The organism is Fibrobacter sp. UWP2 (assembly GCF_900141705.1).
GTDB lineage: Bacteria > Fibrobacterota > Fibrobacteria > Fibrobacterales > Fibrobacteraceae > Fibrobacter.
In genome coordinates, this window is sequence record NZ_FQYM01000020.1 from 19,520 (window position 1) to 41,019 (window position 21,500).

General features: G+C 54.1%; 14 protein-coding genes. 7 read left to right on the forward strand and 7 right to left on the reverse strand.

From position 1 onward, the window contains the following. Positions 1-106 precede the first annotated feature (106 nt). Complete coding sequence (locus tag BUB55_RS09880) at positions 107-2,209, forward strand: rhamnogalacturonan lyase family protein (RefSeq protein WP_143153001.1); 2,103 nt, start codon at positions 107-109, stop codon at positions 2,207-2,209. A 77-nt stretch (positions 2,210-2,286) separates the two neighbouring features. On the opposite strand, the gene plsX is transcribed toward BUB55_RS09880, so the two are convergent. Genes plsX through BUB55_RS09895 form a run of 3 tightly spaced genes read right to left on the reverse strand, consistent with a single transcriptional unit; the run spans position 2,287 to position 4,016 of the window. Further along, a complete protein-coding gene (gene plsX, locus BUB55_RS09885; RefSeq protein WP_073190585.1) occupies positions 2,287-3,273 on the reverse strand; it encodes a phosphate acyltransferase PlsX in 987 nt (328 codons plus the stop codon). Between the two features lie 21 nt (positions 3,274-3,294). After that, positions 3,295-3,483: a 50S ribosomal protein L32 gene (gene rpmF, locus BUB55_RS09890; RefSeq protein ID WP_073190588.1), complete on the reverse strand. Its 189-nt coding sequence runs from the start codon at positions 3,481-3,483 to the stop codon at positions 3,295-3,297. Positions 3,484-3,485: 2 nt separating this feature from the next. Further along, a complete protein-coding gene (locus BUB55_RS09895) occupies positions 3,486-4,016 on the reverse strand; it encodes a YceD family protein (RefSeq protein WP_073190591.1) in 531 nt (176 codons plus the stop codon). Between the two features lie 142 nt (positions 4,017-4,158). Between BUB55_RS09895 and BUB55_RS09900 the strand changes: the two genes are divergently transcribed. From BUB55_RS09900 to BUB55_RS09910, 3 genes are read left to right on the forward strand one after another with little or no spacing between them, the layout of a single operon-like run. Then, positions 4,159-5,295 (forward strand): glycosyltransferase, encoded by a 1,137-nt coding sequence (locus BUB55_RS09900; RefSeq protein WP_073190594.1) that lies wholly within the window; start codon positions 4,159-4,161, stop codon positions 5,293-5,295. A gap of 1 nt (position 5,296) precedes the next feature. Then, a complete protein-coding gene (locus BUB55_RS09905) occupies positions 5,297-7,801 on the forward strand; it encodes a DNA topoisomerase III (RefSeq protein WP_073190596.1) in 2,505 nt (834 codons plus the stop codon). Next, a complete protein-coding gene (locus tag BUB55_RS09910; RefSeq protein ID WP_143153002.1) occupies positions 7,794-9,017 on the forward strand; it encodes a glycoside hydrolase family 3 N-terminal domain-containing protein in 1,224 nt (407 codons plus the stop codon). Before BUB55_RS09905 ends, BUB55_RS09910 begins: the two co-directional genes overlap by 8 nt. A 12-nt stretch (positions 9,018-9,029) precedes the next feature. On the opposite strand, the gene BUB55_RS09915 is transcribed toward BUB55_RS09910, so the two are convergent. Next, positions 9,030-9,572, reverse strand: a complete 543-nt coding sequence (locus BUB55_RS09915; protein WP_234971893.1) for a 3'-5' exonuclease — start codon at positions 9,570-9,572, stop codon at positions 9,030-9,032. A 4-nt stretch (positions 9,573-9,576) separates the two neighbouring features. Continuing rightward, entirely contained in the window at positions 9,577-10,161 is a 585-nt protein-coding gene (locus tag BUB55_RS09920; RefSeq protein ID WP_073190606.1) for a hypothetical protein, read from the reverse strand. Positions 10,162-10,340: 179 nt separating this feature from the next. On the opposite strand from BUB55_RS09920, the gene BUB55_RS09925 reads away from it, so the two are divergent. Both BUB55_RS09925 and BUB55_RS09930 read left to right on the forward strand, forming a co-directional pair. Then, the gene (locus BUB55_RS09925; protein ID WP_073190666.1) at positions 10,341-11,207 is read left to right on the forward strand and encodes a glutamate--tRNA ligase family protein; all 867 of its coding nucleotides are present in this window, start codon (positions 10,341-10,343) and stop codon (positions 11,205-11,207) included. Positions 11,208-11,243: 36 nt separating this feature from the next. Continuing rightward, a complete protein-coding gene (locus BUB55_RS09930) occupies positions 11,244-15,347 on the forward strand; it encodes a DUF3320 domain-containing protein (protein ID WP_073190609.1) in 4,104 nt (1,367 codons plus the stop codon). 31 nt (positions 15,348-15,378) lie between these two features. On the opposite strand, the gene BUB55_RS09935 is transcribed toward BUB55_RS09930, so the two are convergent. Beyond that, positions 15,379-15,783 (reverse strand): SPOR domain-containing protein, encoded by a 405-nt coding sequence (locus BUB55_RS09935; protein WP_073190612.1) that lies wholly within the window; start codon positions 15,781-15,783, stop codon positions 15,379-15,381. Positions 15,784-15,848: 65 nt separating this feature from the next. Continuing rightward, positions 15,849-20,204 (reverse strand): fibro-slime domain-containing protein, encoded by a 4,356-nt coding sequence (locus tag BUB55_RS09940; protein ID WP_073190615.1) that lies wholly within the window; start codon positions 20,202-20,204, stop codon positions 15,849-15,851. Between the two features lie 345 nt (positions 20,205-20,549). Here BUB55_RS09940 and BUB55_RS09945 point away from each other — a divergent pair, with 345 nt between their 5' ends. Beyond that, positions 20,550-21,434: a GGDEF domain-containing protein gene (locus BUB55_RS09945; RefSeq protein WP_083596970.1), complete on the forward strand. Its 885-nt coding sequence runs from the start codon at positions 20,550-20,552 to the stop codon at positions 21,432-21,434. Positions 21,435-21,500 lie beyond the last annotated feature (66 nt).

A 21,500-nucleotide genomic window follows, 5' to 3' on the forward strand; every position in this document is an offset into this window, starting at 1 on the left:
TTTGCTTTTTTCTATTGACTCATAGTACATCTTGTAGTATATTTACTTGTAGTTATAGTACATAATATAGTACATACTTTTCACGGAGTAACCCAAGGAGTCAAAAATGAGGTGTTTGAATTTTGCGCTTATCGGCGCTGTAACCATCGGAAGCTTGGTCTGCCAATCGTTTGCAGCCAGGCAAATGGAATACTTGGACCGCGGCGTGGTGGCCGTGCGTCAAAACAACACAAATGCACTCGTCAGCTGGCGAAGCCTTGCCACCGACAACGCAAAGCTCGCCTTCAACGTGTACCGTGAAACCGACGGCAAGGCGACGAAGTTGAACAAGGACCCACTCACCGCCGGCACCAACTACGTGGACGGCACCGCCGACTTCACCAAGGCGAACACCTACTACGTCAAGAAAGTGCTCAACGGCCAAGAAGTGGAGACCAAGGGGAGCTACACCATGCCCGCCAACAAGGGCGTGGGGCCTTACGTGACCGTGCCGATCAAGGCCGGTTCCACCGTGCACTTCGTGTGGGTGGGTGATTTGGACGGCGACGGCGCCTACGACTACCTGCTTGACCGCCCTACCGACAACTATCAAAAACTGGAAGCCTACTCCAGCAAGGGCAAGTTCCTGTGGCAGGTGGACTTGGGCGCAAACAGCGAAAACAAGAACAACATTTCCCCGGGCGCATCCACCATCGACGTAGGCATGTGGGACGGCGCCACCGTTTACGACATGGACGAAGACGGCTACGCCGACGTGCTGTTGCGCGTGGCTGACGGCGTCACCTTTGGCGACGGCAAAAAATTCACCCTCTCCGGCACCAATGCCCAGGCTATCGCCGTACTGGACGGCCGCACGGGCGCACTCAAGGATTACACCCTTTTGCCCACGGACTACATTAACGTGGGGCCGCTTGCCTGCATGATGGAAATCGCCTACCTGGACGGAGTGCACCCGAGCGTTGTCACCTGGGTCAAGAACCGCAATCCGGACAAAAGTTTTAACAGCATGACGATGGCCTTCGGCTACGAAGGCAAGGCCTTCAAGATGCGCTGGAAATACGACAACAAAAAAGGCAACGCCGAAGCCCACCAGATTCGCGTGGCCGACGTGGATTACGACGGCAAGGACGAAGTGCTGCACATGGGGTACGCCCTGAACGGCGACGGCACCCTGCGTTACACGGTCCCTGACGTTGTCCATGGGGACCGCTGGTACGTGGGCGCATTCAACAAGGACGACAAGGTGATGATGGGCTACGGAATTCAGCAAGACCACCCGGGAAACCTTCTGGAATACTACTACAACGCCTCCACAGGCAAAATGGTCTGGGAGCACTGGGGTGACGAATCCTGCGCTGGACAGTGCGACGTGGCCCGCGGCAACATCGGAGACATTGACCCCGATTATGACGGCTACGAAGTCTGGAGCTTCCAGGGAACGTACAATGCCGCAACCAATAAGCAAGTGGCTCCCAACTACCTCTACCCCGTGATCCGCATGTGGTGGGACAGCGACGTGGCCTCCGAAAGCTATAATGATGGCAAAATTGAGAAGTGGAATTACAAGGACAAGAGCGTGGGCCGCGTGGTGACCACCTGGAAGGTTTACGGCAGCAGCGGAAGTGAACGCGGGGCCTCCATGTTCCACGGGGATGTTTTCGGCGACTGGCGCGAAGAGGCCATCTTAGTGAACTACGAGACCAATGAATTGGTCATCTTCACAACGGACGTAGCGACCGAAATTAGGCTCTATTCATTAATGCAAAACCCGTGCTACCGCAACGGCACCACCACCAAGGGGTATGTGCAGGCAAGCATGCTCGACTATTACCTCGGCTACGGCATGGAGGCGCCAAAGATGCCGGACATCGAAATCATTGGCGGAGACCGCGAACCAGGATTCTCCGCCACGCCGGAATCCTCGTCAAGCATAGCCTCGCCGGAATCTTCTTCTAGCGATGTCCCGCAAATCACCGAAGCCTACACAGAACTGGCTGTCCAGTGGAATTTGCATCGCACCGGCGGTCTCCTGCTCTTTGACGCCGGTAGCGCAGCCGCACAAATTCGCCTGTTCGACATGAACGGCAAGCTGCTCCATAGCGCGAGCGTGGCCGCCGGCGAGACCCACGCCCTCCCGAGAGTGACGGGCGCCACCCTACTCCGCGTACAGCAAGGCAGCAAGGAGAGCATTCTGCAGGTTAAACCCTAGCCAGATACGCACCGACTATACAAAAAGTCCGGCCACAAAGGGTCGGACTTTTAAATTCGTTTTTTAGCGAATAAGAGCTAGGCCTGAGCCGGGGCGTCGTCGTCCTTGATGGCCGAAAGACGTTCGTTCACCTTCTTGGCGACGCCCATCTCGGCATACTTGGCGGCGACTTCAACGGCCTTCTCGATAGCGAGGGCGTCAGAACGGCCGTGAGCGATAATGCCCGTACCATTGAGGCCCAAAAGGAGGGCTCCACCAGTAGCGCGGTAGTCCCACATCTCGGCAAAGCGCTTGCCTGCCGGGGTGTCGATGGTACCGAACATCTCTTGGTGCAGTTCAAAGAAGCCTTCCAAAAGCTTGAGAACAACGTTGCCAGTATAGCCAGAGCAGGCAACCACATCGGCCTTGCCCGCAATGAGGTCGCGGCCTTCGATGTTGCCAATAAAGTTCACCGGGGCGGACTTCAAAAGCTGGTGCGCTTCCTGAAGCACAGCCGGGCCCTTGTGTTCTTCTTCGCCCATGTTGAGGAGGCCAACCGTCGGGTTCGAATAGCCGAGATAGGTCTCGGCAAAGGCGGAACCGGCAATGGCAAAATCCACGATCGTAGAAGCACGTTCATCGACATTGGCGCCGGCGTCCACCAGCACAATGCGACGATCCTTGGTCGGGAGAGCGCAACCAATAGGCGGACGACCAAAGCGTTCGGTCGACTTGCCGAGGAGCATGAGGCAGCTAGCCATCATAGCACCTGAGTTGCCGGCGCTGACGCTCGCATCGACCAGGCCCTTCTTTTGCAGTGCAACGCACATCACAAGGCCGGACTTCTGCTTCTTTTTCACGACCATCACGGGGTGTTCATCCATCGCCACCAGGTCAGGTGCATCGACAACAGAAATGCCATTGCCGGCATAGCCGAACTTTTCCAAGCCAGCCTTGACCTGAGCCTCCGGTCCGCAGAGAACAACGTGAATGTCGGAATGTTTTTTGACGACGTTTACAGCGCCTTCGATACATACGTCCGGAGCGTAATCGCCACCAAAGGCATCCAGTGCAACTTTAATCACGGATTCCTCCTTCTGCTAAAACTAGGCTTCGGCACCCTTCATGTCTACAACTTCTACACCATTGTAGTAGCCGCAAACCGGGCAAACGCGATGCGGGCGCTTGACGCTACCGCAGTGATCGCAAGTAGCCATGGCCGGCACATCCATCTTCCAATGGGTGCGGCGCTTGTCGCGACGGGCGGTCGAAGTTTTTCTTTTAGGTACTGCCATTTTTAACTCCTGTGTTCCATTTTGCTCTTAAGAGCTTTGAGTTTGTCCCAGCGCGGGTCCATGGGCTTTTCGGCACTTTCGGACTCTTCGCCGGTTTGATTGTTTGATACAAAGATAAAATCTTCGTCGGGATTTTTCACGGGTGCTTGCGGTTCTTGCAGCAGAACCAGCTGTCGGACGCACTCACGAAGGTCGACAAAGCCCTGCGTCTGCGGGATTTTGTAGGCGAAGATTTCTTCATCCTCGTCATCCAGCTCCTGCGATGCCACCTGGACGCGTTCCACTTCGACCGTCATTTCGGTTTCGAACGGGCGGTCAAAAGGCTCCAGGGAGCGGACGCAAGTCAGAGTTTGCACTCCGGAGATAGTACCGGTCACAAGACACTTATTCGTGCCTTCGGGGCTAACCAGCACCTGGGCTACCAGATCGCCCTTTAGGTGCAGTTCGTCAAAGACTTCAGGAGCGTCGGCATGGGACCAGACCACTCGGCGGTCTTCGGGTTCAATAAGTTTTTGTGCGATATCTAATCTCAAAGTGGCACCAAATGTAGTAAAAAGTCCTTGAACATTAAAGGTTTAGACAATAGATATATAATATGTCTCAAAATTCCCGACCTTTTTGCCCGACCTCGCCCTTCACTCCACCCAAACCTTTGATTAAATTTGCCCTTGAAAAATGGTTTTGACCGTCCTGACATACGTCGTCATCGGCCTCCTGGCTGTGTTCTGCGTCTTCTACCTGTGGTTGGAGGTGCGGTTCTACCGTGCTCTCGGGACAGTCCGCGTTGGGGAATCCGACGTCGAACCCAAGCCCGACGTCAGCGTCTTGATTGCCGCGAGGAACGAATCCGAGGGCATCCGAGCGACCCTGGACTCTGTTTTGGCACAGGACTACGCAGGCAAGTGGGAGGTTTGGGTCGCCGACGACCGCAGTACCGACGACACCCCGAAGATCCTTGCCGAGTATGCCCAAAGGCACCCCGACAAATTCCACGTCTTGACCATCACAGACCTCCCCGAGGGGGTCAGCCCCAAAAAACAGGCCATCAGCAAGATGATCGAGGCCTGCAACGGCGAAATCCTCTGCCTCACGGACGCCGACTGCATTGTCCAGCCGTCCTGGATCTCGGGCATTGTCCGTGAATTTGAACCGGGCATTGAGCTCGTGGCCGGGCACTCGTACATCCCGACCGAACCGGGCAAGTCCAAGGTCATCATCTGCATGCAGGCTATCGAGACGCTCATTTACCGTGTAGCGGGCACCGCCGGTCTCGCCATGCACCTGCCGCTCACCAGCACAGGCAACAACCTCGCCTACCGCAAAAGTTTCTTCAAAAGCGTGAACGGTTTTGACAACGTCATCAAAATCCAAAGCGGCGACGATGACCTGCTCATGCAAAAACTCGCCGCCGACCGCCCATGGGCCATGCGCTACTGCATCGCCCCCAGCACCTTTGTGACCACGAACGGCAAGGAGACCCTCAAGGAGCTTTGGGAACAGCGCAAGCGCTGGGCCTCCAAGACCATTTACTATACCCCCAAGATTGTTTTTGTGCTCAGCATGGTGTTCCTGTTTTTGACCATGCTATGCATTACCGAGATCCTCTCTCCGTTCAGTTTCAACATATTTGTCGCCACGCTCATTGCGTTTGTGCTCAAGTGCGTGGGTGACCTCGTTTTAATTCTTCGCGGGCTCAAGATCTTTAAGCAGGAGCACCTCATCAAGTGGTGCATCCCCGTCGAAATCATCCATGCCCCGTTTACCGTGCTCGCCGTCCTGTTCGGTCTGTTCGGGCGTTTCAAGTGGAAGTAATATGGCAACCAAGACTACTAAAGCAGCAACTGAAAAAAAAGCAAAAACCGCAACTAAGGCAACAAAGACTGCAAAAGCGCCCGCCGAGGGCAAAACCCTCATCATCGCCGAAAAGCCCAGTGTCGCAGCCGACCTGGTGAAGGTCCTCGGGAGCAAGAACTTTAAAAAAAGCGCCGGCGCCTACGAAAGCGACAAAATCATTGTAAGCCACGCCATAGGCCACTTGGTGACCATCGCCGACCCCAAGGATATTGACGAACGCTACAAGAACTGGGACATGAAGAACCTCCCCATGCTCCCCGAAAAGTTCCCGCTCGTCGCAAGCCCCACAACCAAGTCACAACTTTCCATTTTAAGTAAGTTCATCAAAAAGAAAGACGTCACCACCATCATCAACGCCTGCGATGCGGGCCGCGAAGGTGAACTGATCTTTTTCTACATCGTCGACTACGTACTCAAGGGGAACTTCAAGGGCAAGACCTTCAAGCGCCTGTGGATGCAAAGCATGACGCCCGCCGCCATCAAGGAAGCCTTCGAAAACCTGAGAAGCGAAGAGGACATGCAGAACTTGCGCGCAGCCGCCCTCTGCCGTAGCGAGGCCGACTGGCTCGTGGGCATGAATGGCAGCCGCGGCCTTACCGCGTACAACAGCAGCATGGGCGGTTTCCAAATCACGCCGTGCGGCCGCGTACAAACCCCGACACTCGCCATCATCGTAAAACGCGAAGAAGAACGCCACCAGTTTGTCCCCAAAAAGTTCTGGACCATCGAGGCCGACTTCAATAACGGCGGCAACGCCTACCAGGGCAAATGGTTCACCGGCGACGGCAAGGATCGCGTAAAGCAAATCTACGACGAAAAAAAAGCGAAAGAAGTTGTCGAAAAGTGCAAGGGCAAGGACGGCAAAATCGAAGAGACGACCGCCCCGAGCCAACAAAAGTGCGGCCAGCTCTATGACCTCACCACGCTCCAGCGCGAAGCAAACAATCGCTTTGGCTTTAGCGCAAAAACAACGCTCAGCATTGCGCAAAGCCTGTACGAACATTACAAGGTCACCACGTACCCGCGTACCGACAGCCGTTGCCTCCCCGAAGACTACGTGGCTCCGGTCAAGTCGACCCTGGGCAAAATCACAGGCCCGCTCGCCAAGTTCGCCCAGGAGGCCATCGAAAAGAATTACGTGAAACGCACCCCGAAGGTCTTTGACAACAGCAAGATCTCGGACCACTTCGCCATCATCCCCACGGGAGTCGTGCCCAAGGGGCTCTCCGAAGCCGAAGAAAAAGTCTACACCATGATTTGCCAGCGCTTCATTGCGGTATTCTTCCCACCGGCGCAGTATTTGAACACGACCCGCATCACCACAGTCGAGGGCGAGACTTTCATTACCGAGGGCAAAATCCTTGTGGACCCGGGTTTCAAGGCAGTCTACGGCAAAGATGGCGACGACGAATCCAACGTGCCCAAACTCAAGGGCGAATCTGCAAAAACGATTTCGATCGATGCCACCGAAGACTTTACCAAGCCTCCTGCACACTACACTGAAAGTACCCTCCTCTCCATGATGGAAAGCGCCGGCAAGCTGGTCGAAGATGACGAACTCCGCGACGCCATGAAGGAACGCGGCCTCGGCACCCCCGCCACACGCGCGGCCATCATCGAAAAACTGGTGAGCGACAAGTACGTGGTGCGCGACGGCAAGGAGATGATCCCGACCGCCAAGGCTTTCGACCTCATCAAGGTTTTGAGCGCCATGAACTGCGACGCCCTCACAAGCCCCGAACTCACCGGCGAATGGGAATACAAGATGGACCTGATCTCGAAAGGCAAGGAATCCCGCGAAGCCTTTATGCAGGGCATTGTCGAGATGACCAAGAGCATGGTGAAGAACATCAAGGGCTTCAAAGAAGAAAGCACTACAGGTGAAGCCAAGTTCAGCCCGGTGAACGGCAAAAAGGTCTTTGAGACCGTGAGCCGCTACACCACCGAAGACGGCATTGTAATCCGCAAGATGATTGGCGGCAAGCACCTCAGCGACGAAGAAATCGTGGAGCTTCTCACCAAGCGAAAGATTGGCCCGCTCACGGGTTTCCGCAGCAAAAAGGGAGCCGAGTTCTCGGCGGTGCTCACCATCAACGCCCAAAACAAGATTGAATTCGTGTTTGACGAAAAGCCCGAAGAAATTGAAATAGGCGCAAAGATCGGCGTTTCCCCTGTGGACGGCACCGACGTGTTCGAGACGCTCACCGGCTATGTTTCGCAGAGCTACATCGACAAGCAACCCTCAGGCCTGAGCCTGCCAAAGATTTTGCTGGGCAAGGAAATCCCGCTCAAAGAAATCCAGAACCTGCTCGCCGGCAAAAAGACGGCGCTCATCAAGGGTTTCCGCAGCAACAAGACGCACCGCCTTTTCGACGCCTTCTTGATGCTCGAAAAGGGCAAGCTCAAATTCGACTTCCCTCCGCGTGATTTTACCAAACGCCGTTTTACAAAGAAAAGTGCCTAAAAAGAACGCAGTCAAAGCTCTATTTTGCGTGACGCTCCTGGGCGTCGTGTTTGCGTTCGCCCAGACCGATACAGCGACCGTCGGCTCCAACGCACCCACCATCCGCGACACGGTCCAGGTCTCTGCACAGGCAGCACCCGATTCTGCGCAGCCCGACACAGCGGCCAACCCCTACGACCTTCCCGACGCTTTGATGCCGCTGTGGGATTCCCTGACCATCAAGCAAAAGGCGGCGCAAATGGTCATGGTCTACCTCTCCCCGGCAGACTTCCTTATCGAGCACGAATTCGGCGCCGTCCTCGTGATGAAAAACCACCTCAAGGACACCGCCGCCTTCAAGGAACGCATCCACCGCGCCAACGACAGCCTACGCATCCCGCTCCTCGTCGCCAGCGACCAGGAGGGCGGCCTCGTCAACCGCATTGGAGGCATCTCCGAAAAATGGAAGCACGCCCCTAGCGCCAAAGAAATGCGCGACATGGAACTCGACAGCATCGAGTCGATTGCCCAAAGCATTGGCGCCGAGCTCCGCGATCTCGGCATCAACCTGAACCTCGCCCCGGTCCTTGACCCGGCCTACGACCACCGCAACAAAAAATCCTTTATGGAAGTCAGCAACCGCTCGTGGCAAAAAGACAGCACCAGCGAAAGCAAGGTGCGCGCCTTTGTGCGCGGCATGCGGAACAGCGGGATCTCTTGCGTGTCCAAGCACTTCCCCGGCTACGACTCCTGGACCAACAGCGACCACCAAATCGCCATCAGCTCCAGCCCCAAAGCAAGGATGAGCGAGAACTACGAATTTTTCAAGGCGCTCGCCAACGACATTCCCTTTACCATGATGAGCAGCGTGCGCTTTGTGCGCATTTCGCACAGGCCCGCGGTCTTTGAGCCCAAGATTGTAAAAATGGCACGCAAAATGAACCCCGAGACCGTCATATTGACCGACGACCTGTGGGGCGTCTCGCTACGCGCCTGGGTCAGTGGCACCGAGCGCGTCACCAGCAAGGGCTACCCACGCAAGGACTTCCGCAAGCTCATCCGCACCGCCCTCATGGCAGGGAACGACATGTTCATGATCACCTACCCCGCCAAGGCGGTCGAAATGATAGGCTATTTGGAATCCCTTTCCAAACAAAGTAAAACGTACAAGGACCGCATCGAGGAGTCGGCCGCACGCATCCTTAAAATGAAGTACAATGCGGGCCTGCTCAAATAGGTTCCCCGCGTCCTATTTCTTTTTTAGATTCCTGACCAGCTTCATCACAGTCTCCTCGCCGGCCTTGTTCAGGGCGAGTTTTAAAATTTCGGCGGCAGCCATGGTATCGTCCAGCGCCCTATGGTGATGGAAGTCGGGCAGTTCCAACGATTTCGTCAAATTGTGCAGGCTATAGCTCGGGAAACCCGGAAATACTTTTCTGGCAAGCTTTACTGTACAGAGCCGTGGTGCATCAAACATAATCGCGCAGCGCTTAAGTTCTTGCTTGATCATCTTGTAGTCGAACTGCACGTTGTGCGCCACAAAAATGCGGCCATGCAAAAGGGAGTCAATCTCGTCGGCAACGCCCCTGAACTGCGGGGCCCCGCTCACCATCTCGTCGGTTATGCCGGTCAATTTTACAACAAACGGGGTTATAGGCGCGCCGGGGTCCACCAAACTGTGGAACGTCTTGACCACCTCGGTTCCATCCAAAAGCACAATACCGACTTCAGTAATGCGGTTCATTTCAGCCGCACCACCAGTCGTTTCAACATCAACAACCGCAAACTTCATCAATTTATCTTATGGGGATGTCTATGTCGAGCGTGGCCTGGCCGTTGGTCGTCTGGATTCTAGCCTTCATCACTTTGGACTTGGGCTTGCCATAAACAGGCACCACCAGCAAGTTGCTCACGCCATGGTCTTCACTCGGGGTCGCCTCGGTATCCGAGACGGTCTTTGTGAAAATCGGTTTTTTGCCCTTGTCGTAAATGGAGTACGTCAAAGTGCGGCTCATGCCCTTCTTGATTTGGTTGGTCGCCACCTGGAAATAAATGAGGCCGCCTTTGGGCACCTTGCGAAGGCTGTCCTTGATCTCTTCCTCGGTGGCAAAATCGGCTTCCATGGCCATGCGCACGTTTTTCTTGAGTTTGTCGGCGCTCTCGTACAAAACCGACACGTTGAACTTGGCATCTTCGGGAATGGCGTCGGGGCGCACATCGCGAATACGGGCATTATTCTGATAATACTCCCAGCGCCCATTGTCGTGCAAAATCACAGTAGACCCGTTAGAGGTGGTCGCCACAATATCTTCGGCAAAAGAAAAAGATACCAAGGTAAATGCGCAAAAAAAAGCAACCTTGATCAAAGAACAAAAATTCATATCCTTACTCCAATGGGTTTTCCAGCCCCACTTTCATTTCGTAATATACATCGGTTTTTTACCAAAAATTTCGCCTTTTTCAAAAAAAATTCCTCCAATCCGTTCTATTATCCGCATTGCCCGTCAGGCACGAGGCAAAAAGTTTCATTATTGCTAATTTCTACGCAGTTAGAGGCAAAATGAACGGCAAAATTCGATTCGCACCCAGCCCCACCGGCTACCTTCACGAAGGGCACCTCCTTTCGGCGCTTTACGTGTGGGCCGCTGCCCAAAAATGGGGTCTCCACATCCATTTGCGAATCGAGGACCACGACCAGAGTCGAGCCCGCCCCGAGTATATACAAAGCATTTACGAGGACCTCTCCTGGTTCGGCTTTAGCTGGGATTCACAAAGCATTCAAAGCGAGCGGGGTCGCATTTACGAGGCAGCCCTTCAAAAGTTGAAGGCACAAAACCTAGTCTACCCGTGTTACTGCAGCCGAAAGCAGCTCGAAAACGAGAACCCCAAAAGCGAGACCGGAGAAATCGTATACAAAGGCAAGTGCCGTGAACAAGGCTCAGCATCAGCCATTGACACCCCGCACAACCTCCGCGTCAAAATAGCAGACAAAGTAATAGAGTGGCACGACCTTCGCTTAGGCGATTTTAGCGAGAATCCCAAATTCCAATGCGGCGACTTCCCCATCAAGGACCGCGACAACCAATGGACATACCAGTTCGCCGTTTGCGTAGACGATATAGACGAGGGGATTACGCATGTGGTCCGCGGCGAAGACATCCGCAGTTCCACCGCACGGCAAATCGAATTGATGGGGCTCCTGGGCAGGACTAGCCCCCCGGTCTACTACCACCATCCCCTCATCGTGGACACCAGTGGGAAAAAGCTCTCCAAGCGTGAAATGGCCCACAGCCTGCGGCAAGACAAAAACGCAGGCATCTCGCCCAAATCCCTCCTTGGAAAGGTCTGTTTTGAGGCCCATTTGCAGCCGCAAAACACCCCCATTACGCTACAACAGGCATTAAACCTAGCCGCCGACCGATTGTAAAGTTTGTAAACGCCTAAAAAATTTATATTGACAGCCATGCCGCAAGCTAGCCCCTTTGAAATTCTCAATAAGATTTGCAAAGAATCTGAACTCTTTGATTCCAAGGATCGTCTTTTGAATTTTTCTACCAAGGGGGATTTCCAAACTCCCTTGAGGCTTGAATCCGGCGACACCTTTTACGAAAAATGGCTCCAGGGCAAAAACCAGCCTACGCTGGAATCGTTTATGCCCGTAAGCCAGAACTTCTCGGCACAGCAAAAAATCGAGATGGAGGAACAGTTCAAGGCTGTCCTCAAGACCAAGGCCGAGGACTTCTTGTGCTCCGACCTGTACCTCATCCTCGGCTTCCTCAAATGGGACGGCAACGCGCTCGCCCCGAGCCTCCTGGTCCCGCTGGACGTAGCCCCGGATCAGCAAACGCTTACCCTGGGCAAGCAGGGACCTATCGAGAACGTCATCCTCAGGGACAGGCTCATCAACACGGTGACACTTCCCACGGTCGAGGACGCGACCCTCCAGGGCAAGTTCAGCATCCTCTTGTATTTCTCGCTTTTCGAGAAAGCCATCGCCCAAGAAAAGACTTGGAAGTTCACGCGGCACGGTCTATGCCTCGCGTTCTTCAACACCAACCGCCTCAGGCTCAAAAAGCGCCTCAAAAAAGGATTCGACGAAAAGGAAGCCAACTCCCCGTTCCTCCAATCGCTACTGGGCGACGAGGGTTTCCAATTCAAGGAATCCGTTTTTGAAGAAGCCGACTTTGACCAAGTTTTCAACCCGGCGGACCACCACTTTTTGTACCCCACGGATTCGCACACTAACAAGGTAACCATCGACGCCCTCGACGAGAAGTCCTCCGCCTACGCCGTGCAGTCGCTGCCAGGCACCTCCAAGTACAAGGTAGCAGCCAACATCGTCGCCGAGTCGCTCTCCAAGAACAAACGTACCCTGGTCGTTGCCCGCCGTTCCATTTCAATGCAGAACTTCCGTGCGGCGTTCGCCCCCATGTTCCGCTCGTTCAGCGGTCCAGAACGCGACACCATCGAAAAGGACCTGAGAGACACACGCGAGTATTTCTCGAGCTACTACAGCATCGTAAACAACGACCTCCCTGTGGCAAAAGCGCCCCTCTCCGACATACTGGACGAGTTCATCCGCAATCCCGCCGTCAAGGCAAAGATCCCGGACGCAGTGTTCCAAGGCGTGGCTGAACTCCCCTACGACAAGTACATGTCGATCAAGGCGACCCTCGAAGAAATAGTTTCCCTGTACTTCAAGAACAACGGTATCGAGGCGCGCAACGCATTCAAAAAAATCAAGGTCTCGTCGCTGGACGCCAAGACTAAGGCAAAGGTAGCCGAGGACCTCAACGCCGCAGCAGCCCAGGTCGAGAGCCTAAAGCCGCTCATCTCCATCTTTGAAGAATCCGGTCTTTTGCCCACAGGCATCTACCTGTCCGCCTTTGCCGAACTGCTCAACCTCATCCAGGTGACATTCAACCAGGACACTCCCGAATTCGAGGAATGGGAACTGCGTTCCAACAACTGGTCCGCTTACCAGGATACCCTCAAGGCTCTCCCCGAAGCCGGGGACAAGTGGGTCCGCTACCGCCGCCAGGCATCGGACATTTACACCGACGACGCGGTAGACACCAACGTTCTTGCCACACGCGAAGAATTCGCCGAGAGCCTGAAGGCGACTCTCAAGGGCCTATCTGACCACTACCGCAATTCGCGCAAGCGCTTGCTCAAGGTCATCAAGAACCCAAAGTCCGTTTCTTCGGATATGCAACTTTTGGACCTCATCGACTCGCTCATCGAGTTGCAAGAGGACAAGCGTGCCTACAAGGACACCTCCGTACTGGGCAACCACCTGTTGGGCAAGGACTGGCTCTACGAAAAATCCAACTGGGTTGAACTCAACCAAAAAATCCAGTACCTATACGACTTCCGCGAAACGCACAAAAACGACCCGCACCTGGATTTGCTCTTACTCGTTCTCGAAAACTGGCACAAGCTAAAGCCCGAACTCGAGAACTTTGAAAAATACAGTGAAATTTTGCAGGCATTGACGTACTCGGTACGCAGCGTCAGCAACAATCTCGCCCTTGAGACGCCGCTCGAATCCTTGAGCATCGACAAGTGGCTCGACGAAATCCAGGCCTGGAACCAGAACTGGGACAATCTCGACATTCACATTAAAATCTCGGCGCTCATCAATAGCTTGGAAGCTGAAGGTTGTACAGAACTCGCCAAGTACGCGAGCAACACCAGCACCATCCACAAGGATTTCGCCAAGGCTTTCGCGCACCACTGGGCAGCCTCGCAAGTGCACGCCGTTACCAAAAAGAACCCGCAAATGTTCTCGCTGGATCCCAAGGCACGGCACGCCAAGGGCAAACTCTACCGCGCGCAAATGGACCAGTTCAGCAACGCGAACTTCCGCGAGGTACATGCCCTGGTCGAAGCAAAACCCGACATGCTGACTATCGCCTCCCTCGAGGAGACCTTTAGTTTGGTGGCCCAGCATTACGATGTCGCCGTGATTCTCGACGCCGACTGCATCTCGGTTGCCGAGTCGTTTGCGTCGATTTGCACTGCACACAAAGTCATTTTGATTGGCGACCCGCACATGCCCTCTATCGAGGCGCAACCGTTCGACGCCTTCCGCAATATTTTGCCGCGCCAAAGCGCCTTCTTCCAAGAGAACATCCTGGCGGCGGCACTCCGCAAGGGCATCCCGACCCGCGAAATCTGGTTCTGCAGCCTTTACAACGACATTTCGCTGGTCAACTTCGCCAACGACAAAATTTACAACCACGGCATCAAGCAACTGCCCATGCCGAACCGCGAAAAGCCTCGGTGCGAAAACCTCATGGTTGTGCCAGACAAAGTCATGGCCATTGCCAAGGCGGCAGTGCAGCACGCCGAAAAGCACCCTGGTCAAACGCTAGGCATCATCGCCTTCCACCAGGCGCGCTGTTTCGAAATCGAGGCCGCCATCAAGGCGCTCGTCGCCAAGGACTCTCCGGCGGCACGTTACTTTGGTCAAACCAACCCGCTAATTAGCTATTACATCAAAACGCCGGATCGCGTCATCGACAAGTACCGCGACGTGGTGATGGTGTGCGTGGAAGTCGACAACAGCGACAAGATTTCTGCCGACCGCAAGCTCTCTGTTTGCACCACCTTGGCAAAGCAGGAGCTGATGGTATTCGTCTCTTCGAACGACCTCGAAAAGCAAAAGGCAGCCAAGTCGAACCTTTTTTGGGAATGGATTAACCACCTTCAAAAGAAAACCGAAATTGAGCTCCCCGTTGTGGAGCAAACCGAATCCAAGATTCGTCCGCAAATCATTGACGCACTCAAAGAAGCAGGTGTCATTGTCGAGAATTCCTTTGCCCCGGGCGGCATCGCCGTGGGGCCGGTCGTCGTGGACGCCAACTACTCCAAGCGTTTCCTCGCCGTGGTCGAGGATGACTGCACCACCGAACGTTTCCGCGAATCGGTCGAGGACCGCGAATACGTACGCCCGTCCCTGTTGCGCCAGCTGGGCTGGAAGGTCCTGGACATTTGGCAACCCCTGTGGTTCCTTTCGAACCAGGCCGAAAAAGAGCATCTGATAACGACTATCGCCATCGAGCAAAGCGTTGCCCCACCGCCACCCGAAGATGATGTCGAGGGCGGCAGTGAAGAATTCTTTAACCAGGAACCAGAACTCGACATTAAGCAATACCAGGTGGTGAACCCGAAAATCGAAGGTACAGCACACGCCAAGCCCATTGCCGAGTTGCCCGCCATTTCGATTATTGCTCAGCTCAAGTTCTATGTGGACCACGAGGCTCCCATCCACGAAGAGATCCTTATGCGGCGCCTGCTTGAATTGCACGGCGTGGACCGCGCTGGCCCCATGATTTTGCAAGCTTTGAACGACGCCGTCAAGCTCGGCTTCCAAAAGAAGAAATTCATTAAAACTGGCAAGTTCTTCTACTCTACAAAAGACCTGCCCGTCGCTTTACGCGATCGCAGCACCCGCCCCGAGTACGAGCGCAAAATGGCTTACGTCTCTCCCGAAGAGAGGGCGCTTTTGCCCGCCTCCATGGACGAGCGCACCATCAAGCAGACCCTTGGCCTGCTTGAGTAAAAAACTCTATTGCGATTTATTCCGGTAACGTTTATCGAATCTTCACGACAAACGCGTTGATGTTGTACGCCGAAAGCTCGCGCGCCTTGTCGTCGGCGGCTTTCTTAGACGTCCATCCACCGCCACGGAGCTTATAGAAGGGGGCGTCAAACACTACCTGGATAGCGTAGCCGGTGCTTGCCGAGATCTGAGCCCTACGGCGTTGGGCAGCGTCAAAATCAGCCACAGCCTCGAACTGAAGCATATAGTAACCGTCCGAAACCTTGCCCTTAGCAGCGGCCTTGTTGCCCACCGCATTCTGCGACATGGTGGTATCCCTCAAGGAGGATTTAAGCTCAGGCTTGTATTCCTTACCGCGGAAAAGAGAATCCAGGTCGGTCGGTTCGCCGGCCCAGGCAAAGGCAATCATCGATAGGGCGATCAAAATCTTACGCATGGTTCAAATTTAAAAAAAAAGAAGGCTGCCTTGCAGGCAGCCTTCTATAAAATCACGTTTTAAAACTACTTCTTGGTCTTGCCGTGACGAACACCCCAGACTTCGGCCGAGGAGCCGGAAGACTGCTTGTTCTGCTTGCCGAAGGCACCTAGATTGACATAGGAGCTCCACTTCACAATGTAAGCGCCGGAACCCACCATACGGTTATTCTGAGCCGTCATGTTCCAAGAAATGTATACGTTCTTGTTTTCGTCAAAGCAGGTCTTGCCCTCACCAAAGTACTTCTCGTCGGTGCAAAGGATCTTTTCGTCCTTGTGGACCACGAAGGCACCCAGGTTGGTGAACACATCCATTTCGTAGTAGAAGTACACGTCCTGAGGCTTCACATTGGCATAGATTTCCTTGGACTTCCACAAGGACTTCATGTCCATCTTAAGGAACTTGCCCAAAGTATTGGGGAAGTTGACCTTCACAGAGTCCAGGTTCCACTTGGCCGGAATGAAGGTCGCTTCAAACGACGGTCCCTTCGCCTTTTCAGGGTCAGACATGGCGATGTTGATGGAGGCGTCGTTAAGTTCTGCGGCACCTTCAATAAGCACCCACGGGCTCGGCAAGCGATTGCCCCTGTTGAGTTGCGGGTCGTAATCCGTCGGAGAGTTCCAGGTATAAGAGGCATCCGCAGTGGGACGGAGAACTGCAGTCTCGGCGATACTTACGGTATCGGACCACAGGACCTCATCAGCAGCAACGCGGAAGCGGACATAGTCACCTACGTGCGGAGAAGGTCTCTGAACATCATTGTTCGTAAAGAGGATCTTCACCGTATCCTTTGCGGTCGTAAAGCCGGTCTTGGAAACTGCAGCCCTGTAGCGAGCCGAAGCGCCGAGTTCCGTTGCCGTGTTCAGGTAGAACTGGAAGCCTTCCATACTATAGCTGCTGTTCAAAACTGCCGGTTCAGAGAGCACCACAGTCATCACGTCAAGGTCGCTACCATCAGCAGAAGGCATCACCTGGGCAGAAAGGATAATCGGAGCAATACGGTCAGTCATGTTCTGTCCGAACGAAGCCTTGACTTCCTTGCCCTTCCACTTATACTGCGTGAACGAAGCCACCTTATTGGGAGTAGCACCGCCCTTCACTTTCGTTTTGACCTTAGAAGAGAACGCTTCATTTTCACCCAAGCTAAAGCCAATGGAAACATGGTCCAAGCTCTTGGCATAGGCGGCCTGCACGGCGGCAGCATCAAATGTATGAGAGCAGAACAGCACAGAATCCTTCGGGTTAGACGAAAGTCCCATCGCAAACGGGTTGATCTTTTTGAGGTTATCGTCATCGAAGTTAATGCAAACGAAGCTGGGCACAGAGTCAGGATCAATGGGACGGTCATAGGTAATGGCGATGGAGTCGCCAAAGCCATCCAGGTACTTTTGTTCCTTGGCATAGTACGGGCTCGGGATTTCCATTTCCTTTTCGGAGACCTTGCCGTAAACGTCAAAGATGTCGGCCACAACCGGCATAGGTGCCGGAGGCGGATAGAAGTGCATGTTGCCATAGGCATCGGCAATGCTCGCATTATCCAAGCTGGCCACCGTAATCACGCCTGCATCGGGGGAGGCAATTTTCTTGTTGGAGCGAATTGTCGCAACTGCCACACCATTCGCGAATACCGGGTCACCGTAAGGCGTTACAATGCCATCCGATTTCGCGACAATCGCAATCGGGAAGTTGCAATCCACGCAAAGGCTATTGGTAATCGGGTCAGTCGCAATGAGGTAGAGGTCCACATCGGAGCCCACCCAGTGGAAGTATTCTTCACCAGACTCATCCACGTCCGGGTCCCCAATAGACGGATTCCAAGTCAGCACCTCGCCCGTTGTCGGGTCGGTCGAAGCCGGGGTGGCGAACTGGATTGTCGGGGCATAGAAGCTGAACACGGCCTTGGTTGCCGGGGCAACAGACAAGGTACAAGTCTTTACCGGTTCCGTACCCAAAGTGGCAAGCGGAATCGTTACCCAGAGGGTATCGATACCCGTGGCATTAATCACTCGGGACAAGCTGGCAATTTGCGTCGTGCCCGTTTCAGAATCAAATATGTTCACACCGGCGGTAGCCGAGAGCGTATAAGGCTGACCTGCCGCAGAGAACAAGTCGACGTCTCCATCCATGGGAGCCGAGATGTACAGCGGGATGCGATTGCCAGCAAGGGCCTTGTCTTTATATTCCCACTTGGTGCCCGTCGGGTACGCCGCTTCTTCGTTATCGGTATTGACGAACACCACGTCTTCGGTAATCACATTAGTGCTACCCTTGACCTTGAAGTTGTAATAAGTCGTCTTGCCGTTCACCTCGACGTACAAGCGATAGGAGCCCGGAGGCAGGGTAATCTTGTCGGGGTAAACCACCGGAGCCTTCGGATTTGTGAGGTCGATGCCGCCCTTGTTAACAACACCCGGGGTCAAAACACCACCGCCCGGAATGTCGTCGCCGTTACGCTTCTTGATGGTGTAATTGACGGTTGCCGAAATCTTGTCACCGCATTCAATGGTCGACTGTTCGCCAACAGAACCACTCTGGCCGAGTGCGATCGAGGCGCAGTCGCCACCACCGGTAGTTTCAACGCAAAGGTTCATCTTCAAGCCGTCATTAGCCACTTTCTCCATATCAAAATCAAGACCGGTGGATTGCTTGATGTACATGTTCGTCTTGATAATGACGTTACTCATCGTAGTACGGCGGTCGCAGAAGAAGATGTCAATCGGGTAATCCTGTCCAGGAACCAGGAAGCCATCACCATAGGTCCTGTTCAAGTTCTTGAGCACCACGTGACCCGGTGCGGCAAGGTGGGCGCCACCGTTGTCCACAGCAATCTTCTTGTTAATGAACACCCAAATGTCGTCGTCACCGCGGAAGGTGAATTCCTGGCTTTCGTTGTAAGTAAACGTGGCATGGGATTCAAAGCAGAAATGCTGGTTGCGCTTCTCGTCGGTCGCATAGTCGGAGCGGGCGCCCCAACGCATAAAGTTGGGGTCGCAGTAGCGTCCCCAGCACCAGATCTTGCCCACGGGGACTTCGTCGCCATTCGCGAACAAGCCTTCGCAGTCACTCTTGGCGCCATCGGTCACAGACCAGCCCGGAGTGGAGCAATAATAATCGAGGGGCGTGCCGAGAGTCGTTTCGGCAGTGTTCGGCACAGGACCCGCAGCAGGTCTCTTGGTACGGGCAACCGCAAGGGGGCCCCAGCCATTGACCACACCGGCATCGGTGCTGTTTTCAAGCGGAGAGAAGCCGCCAATCAAATCGTTGGTAATCATGGAGTCGGAGTCAAAGCCCCAACGAGTATCGGTACCGTAGCGGCGGAAGGGCATGTCGTAGCACTGCACTTCGTTCTTGCCCTGCGTGTAGTTGAAGAGGGTAGCAAAGTTCGTCGCATTGCCAAAGCACTTGATGGCGTAGGCGTTGGAAGCATTGAACTGGGGCTTGCCGTCGGCACCCAAGTCCGTCATCACAATACCGTGACGCACACCCGTGCAAGAACCAAAGCCAGTATCGTCGCCATCGTCCGTGAACAACGGGTTCACGCTGCCGTCGGTATCGTAAATCACAGCGGCAAGGTTGAATGTGCATCGAGAATTGTCACCAGGTTCAGGAACACCCGGGTCGATTGTATACCAACCCTGGCTCTGGTCGTCAATCCAGTCGTTGTCGTCGGGGATAAAATAAAGCTTGTCGGTGGAGAACGCATCGTAGAGCATCTTGAGGTTCACCGGCGTAGCGACTTCTTCGGCGCCCCATAGGCCGTTGCGACCCAGCTGCACCTCGGGCTTGTTCTTGAGGTAGAGAACCACATCCTCAGGAGCTTCTTCGAAGACCATGCCCACCCAGCCGCACATTTCTTGCGAGGGAGTCATAGCGGTATCCTTCTTAACGCCCCTAGCATTCGTGTAGCTAATCATGACTTCATCAGACTGCCATTCCTTTTCGTCGGGAACGAGGGCATAGAAGAACTTCGAATCGGGCGGAGTCGAACCAGTATAGGTAGTACCCGGATTAAGTGCGTTGTCTGTGATATAAACCGTTGCTCCGGCACCCGGGCATGCAATGCCTATATCGGGAGATCCACCGGGACGACCCGCGACAATCTTGTCGTAAGTAGTCTTGTTGATGCTTCGCACGCCAGGGTAGTCAATAGCGACACTGTCCGAGGTCGTATAAACAATGAACGAAGCCGATGCGTTACCCGTAATGGTTTCGAGGTTTACTATGTAGTAACCAGTTTCCGCATCCAACGCGGAAGCAAGGATTTTGTTTTCTGTGTTACCATAGTAAATGTTTACATCTGGCCAAGTGGACGGCACGCGAATATAGGCCATACCTTCACACTGAGCCCAGACTCCTTGCACCCCTGCAAGGAGAATCATCATACCCAAAACAAACCCCAGAAGGGATGTTCTCTTTTTCTTCATATGTGTTCTATCCATTTTGGTTCTCCAGCCAATAGCACAACAAAAAGACCGGCTTCTTGCGATGCCACACCGCCTTGAAATTTACCCTTTTCTTTTGGAAAACGGCACATTTTTTTTCAATTTATTAAATAAATATCGTTTACAAAAGTGCACATTGTGATTCTGTATACAATTCGGCTTGTTTAATCACACATTTTTGCAAAATGGCCGTAAAATCTTGTTTACAAGCCTTGACAAAAGCGAGGCGCCCGATGTAAAGTGCGTCATTTTTAATTAGATTTCCTTGTGTAATTGGAGACGCAAATGCAGGACATTGACCAGACCATCGCCACGCCGGGCAAAACGCTACAGTTCAAGAAATTCGAGCTCCGCCCGCACTTGATAGTCTTGTACCCCCAGACGCAGTTCAAGCAGATTCCGCTCGAGAACGGGACCGTTGTTTTGGGTCGCGGGCAGGATGCCGACATCAAGCTCGACGATGAACTAATCAGCCGCAAACACTGTTCTTTGTCCTTTGACGGTAAGTCGGTGACAGTCAATGACTTAGGGAGCACCAACGGAACTTTTGTGGATGGGCAGCAGGTACAAAAATGCACCCTGGAAACAGACAACCGGTTGCAAATTGGCAAGATGGTCCTGAAAATCGACTTCAAGGACCGCGCCGAAGAGGAATTCGACCGAGAGCTGTTCGAGGCGGCCACCATGGACCCGCTCACCAAGATCTCGAACCGCCGCACGTTCTTTGACCGCGCCCTCGGCGAACTCGCGCTTGCCCGCCGCAACAACTTTTATGTACACACCATCATGGTGGACGCCGACCACTTTAAGCACGTGAACGACACCTGGGGCCACCAGGCGGGCGACATGGTGCTCAAGCAAATCGCACACATCCTCAAAGAAGAAAAGCGCGAATCCGACCTGCTGGCACGCTACGGCGGCGAGGAATTCGTACTGCTCTTGGCGGGGGTCGGCCCCGAGGACGCCAAAAAAAGCGCCGAGCGCCTGCGCATGGCCGTGGAACGTCACCGCTTTTGCTGGAACGACGTCATTGTTCCGGTGACCATTTCCCTTGGGCTTGCAAGCAAACTCGGAGCCGAAGTCCCGACCGTCGAGGAGATGATCGCCGAGAGCGACAAGCTGCTCTACATCGCCAAGGAAGGCGGCCGCAATCAGGTCGCCACCACCTAAATTTCTCTATTTCATGTAGTTTTCGCCCCAGGGCGGCTCTTGACTGAGGCCCCAAAGGAGCGTTTT

What these genes read in the sequence shown, in the direction of transcription:
- BUB55_RS09880 (WP_143153001.1), top strand. Translation starts at nt 107, where the DNA reads ATGAGGTGTTTGAATTTTGCGCTTATCGGCGCTGTAACCATCGGAAGC.
- rpmF (WP_073190588.1), bottom strand. Translation starts at nt 3,483, where the DNA reads ATGGCAGTACCTAAAAGAAAAACTTCGACCGCCCGTCGCGACAAGCGC.
- BUB55_RS09900 (WP_073190594.1), top strand. Translation starts at nt 4,159, where the DNA reads ATGGTTTTGACCGTCCTGACATACGTCGTCATCGGCCTCCTGGCTGTG.
- BUB55_RS09905 (WP_073190596.1), top strand. Translation starts at nt 5,297, where the DNA reads ATGGCAACCAAGACTACTAAAGCAGCAACTGAAAAAAAAGCAAAAACC.
- BUB55_RS09915 (WP_234971893.1), bottom strand. Translation starts at nt 9,572, where the DNA reads ATGAAGTTTGCGGTTGTTGATGTTGAAACGACTGGTGGTGCGGCTGAA.
- BUB55_RS09920 (WP_073190606.1), bottom strand. Translation starts at nt 10,161, where the DNA reads ATGAATTTTTGTTCTTTGATCAAGGTTGCTTTTTTTTGCGCATTTACC.
- BUB55_RS09925 (WP_073190666.1), top strand. Translation starts at nt 10,341, where the DNA reads ATGAACGGCAAAATTCGATTCGCACCCAGCCCCACCGGCTACCTTCAC.
- BUB55_RS09930 (WP_073190609.1), top strand. Translation starts at nt 11,244, where the DNA reads ATGCCGCAAGCTAGCCCCTTTGAAATTCTCAATAAGATTTGCAAAGAA.
- BUB55_RS09935 (WP_073190612.1), bottom strand. Translation starts at nt 15,783, where the DNA reads ATGCGTAAGATTTTGATCGCCCTATCGATGATTGCCTTTGCCTGGGCC.
- BUB55_RS09940 (WP_073190615.1), bottom strand. Translation starts at nt 20,204, where the DNA reads ATGATGATTCTCCTTGCAGGGGTGCAAGGAGTCTGGGCTCAGTGTGAA.
- BUB55_RS09945 (WP_083596970.1), top strand. Translation starts at nt 20,550, where the DNA reads ATGCAGGACATTGACCAGACCATCGCCACGCCGGGCAAAACGCTACAG.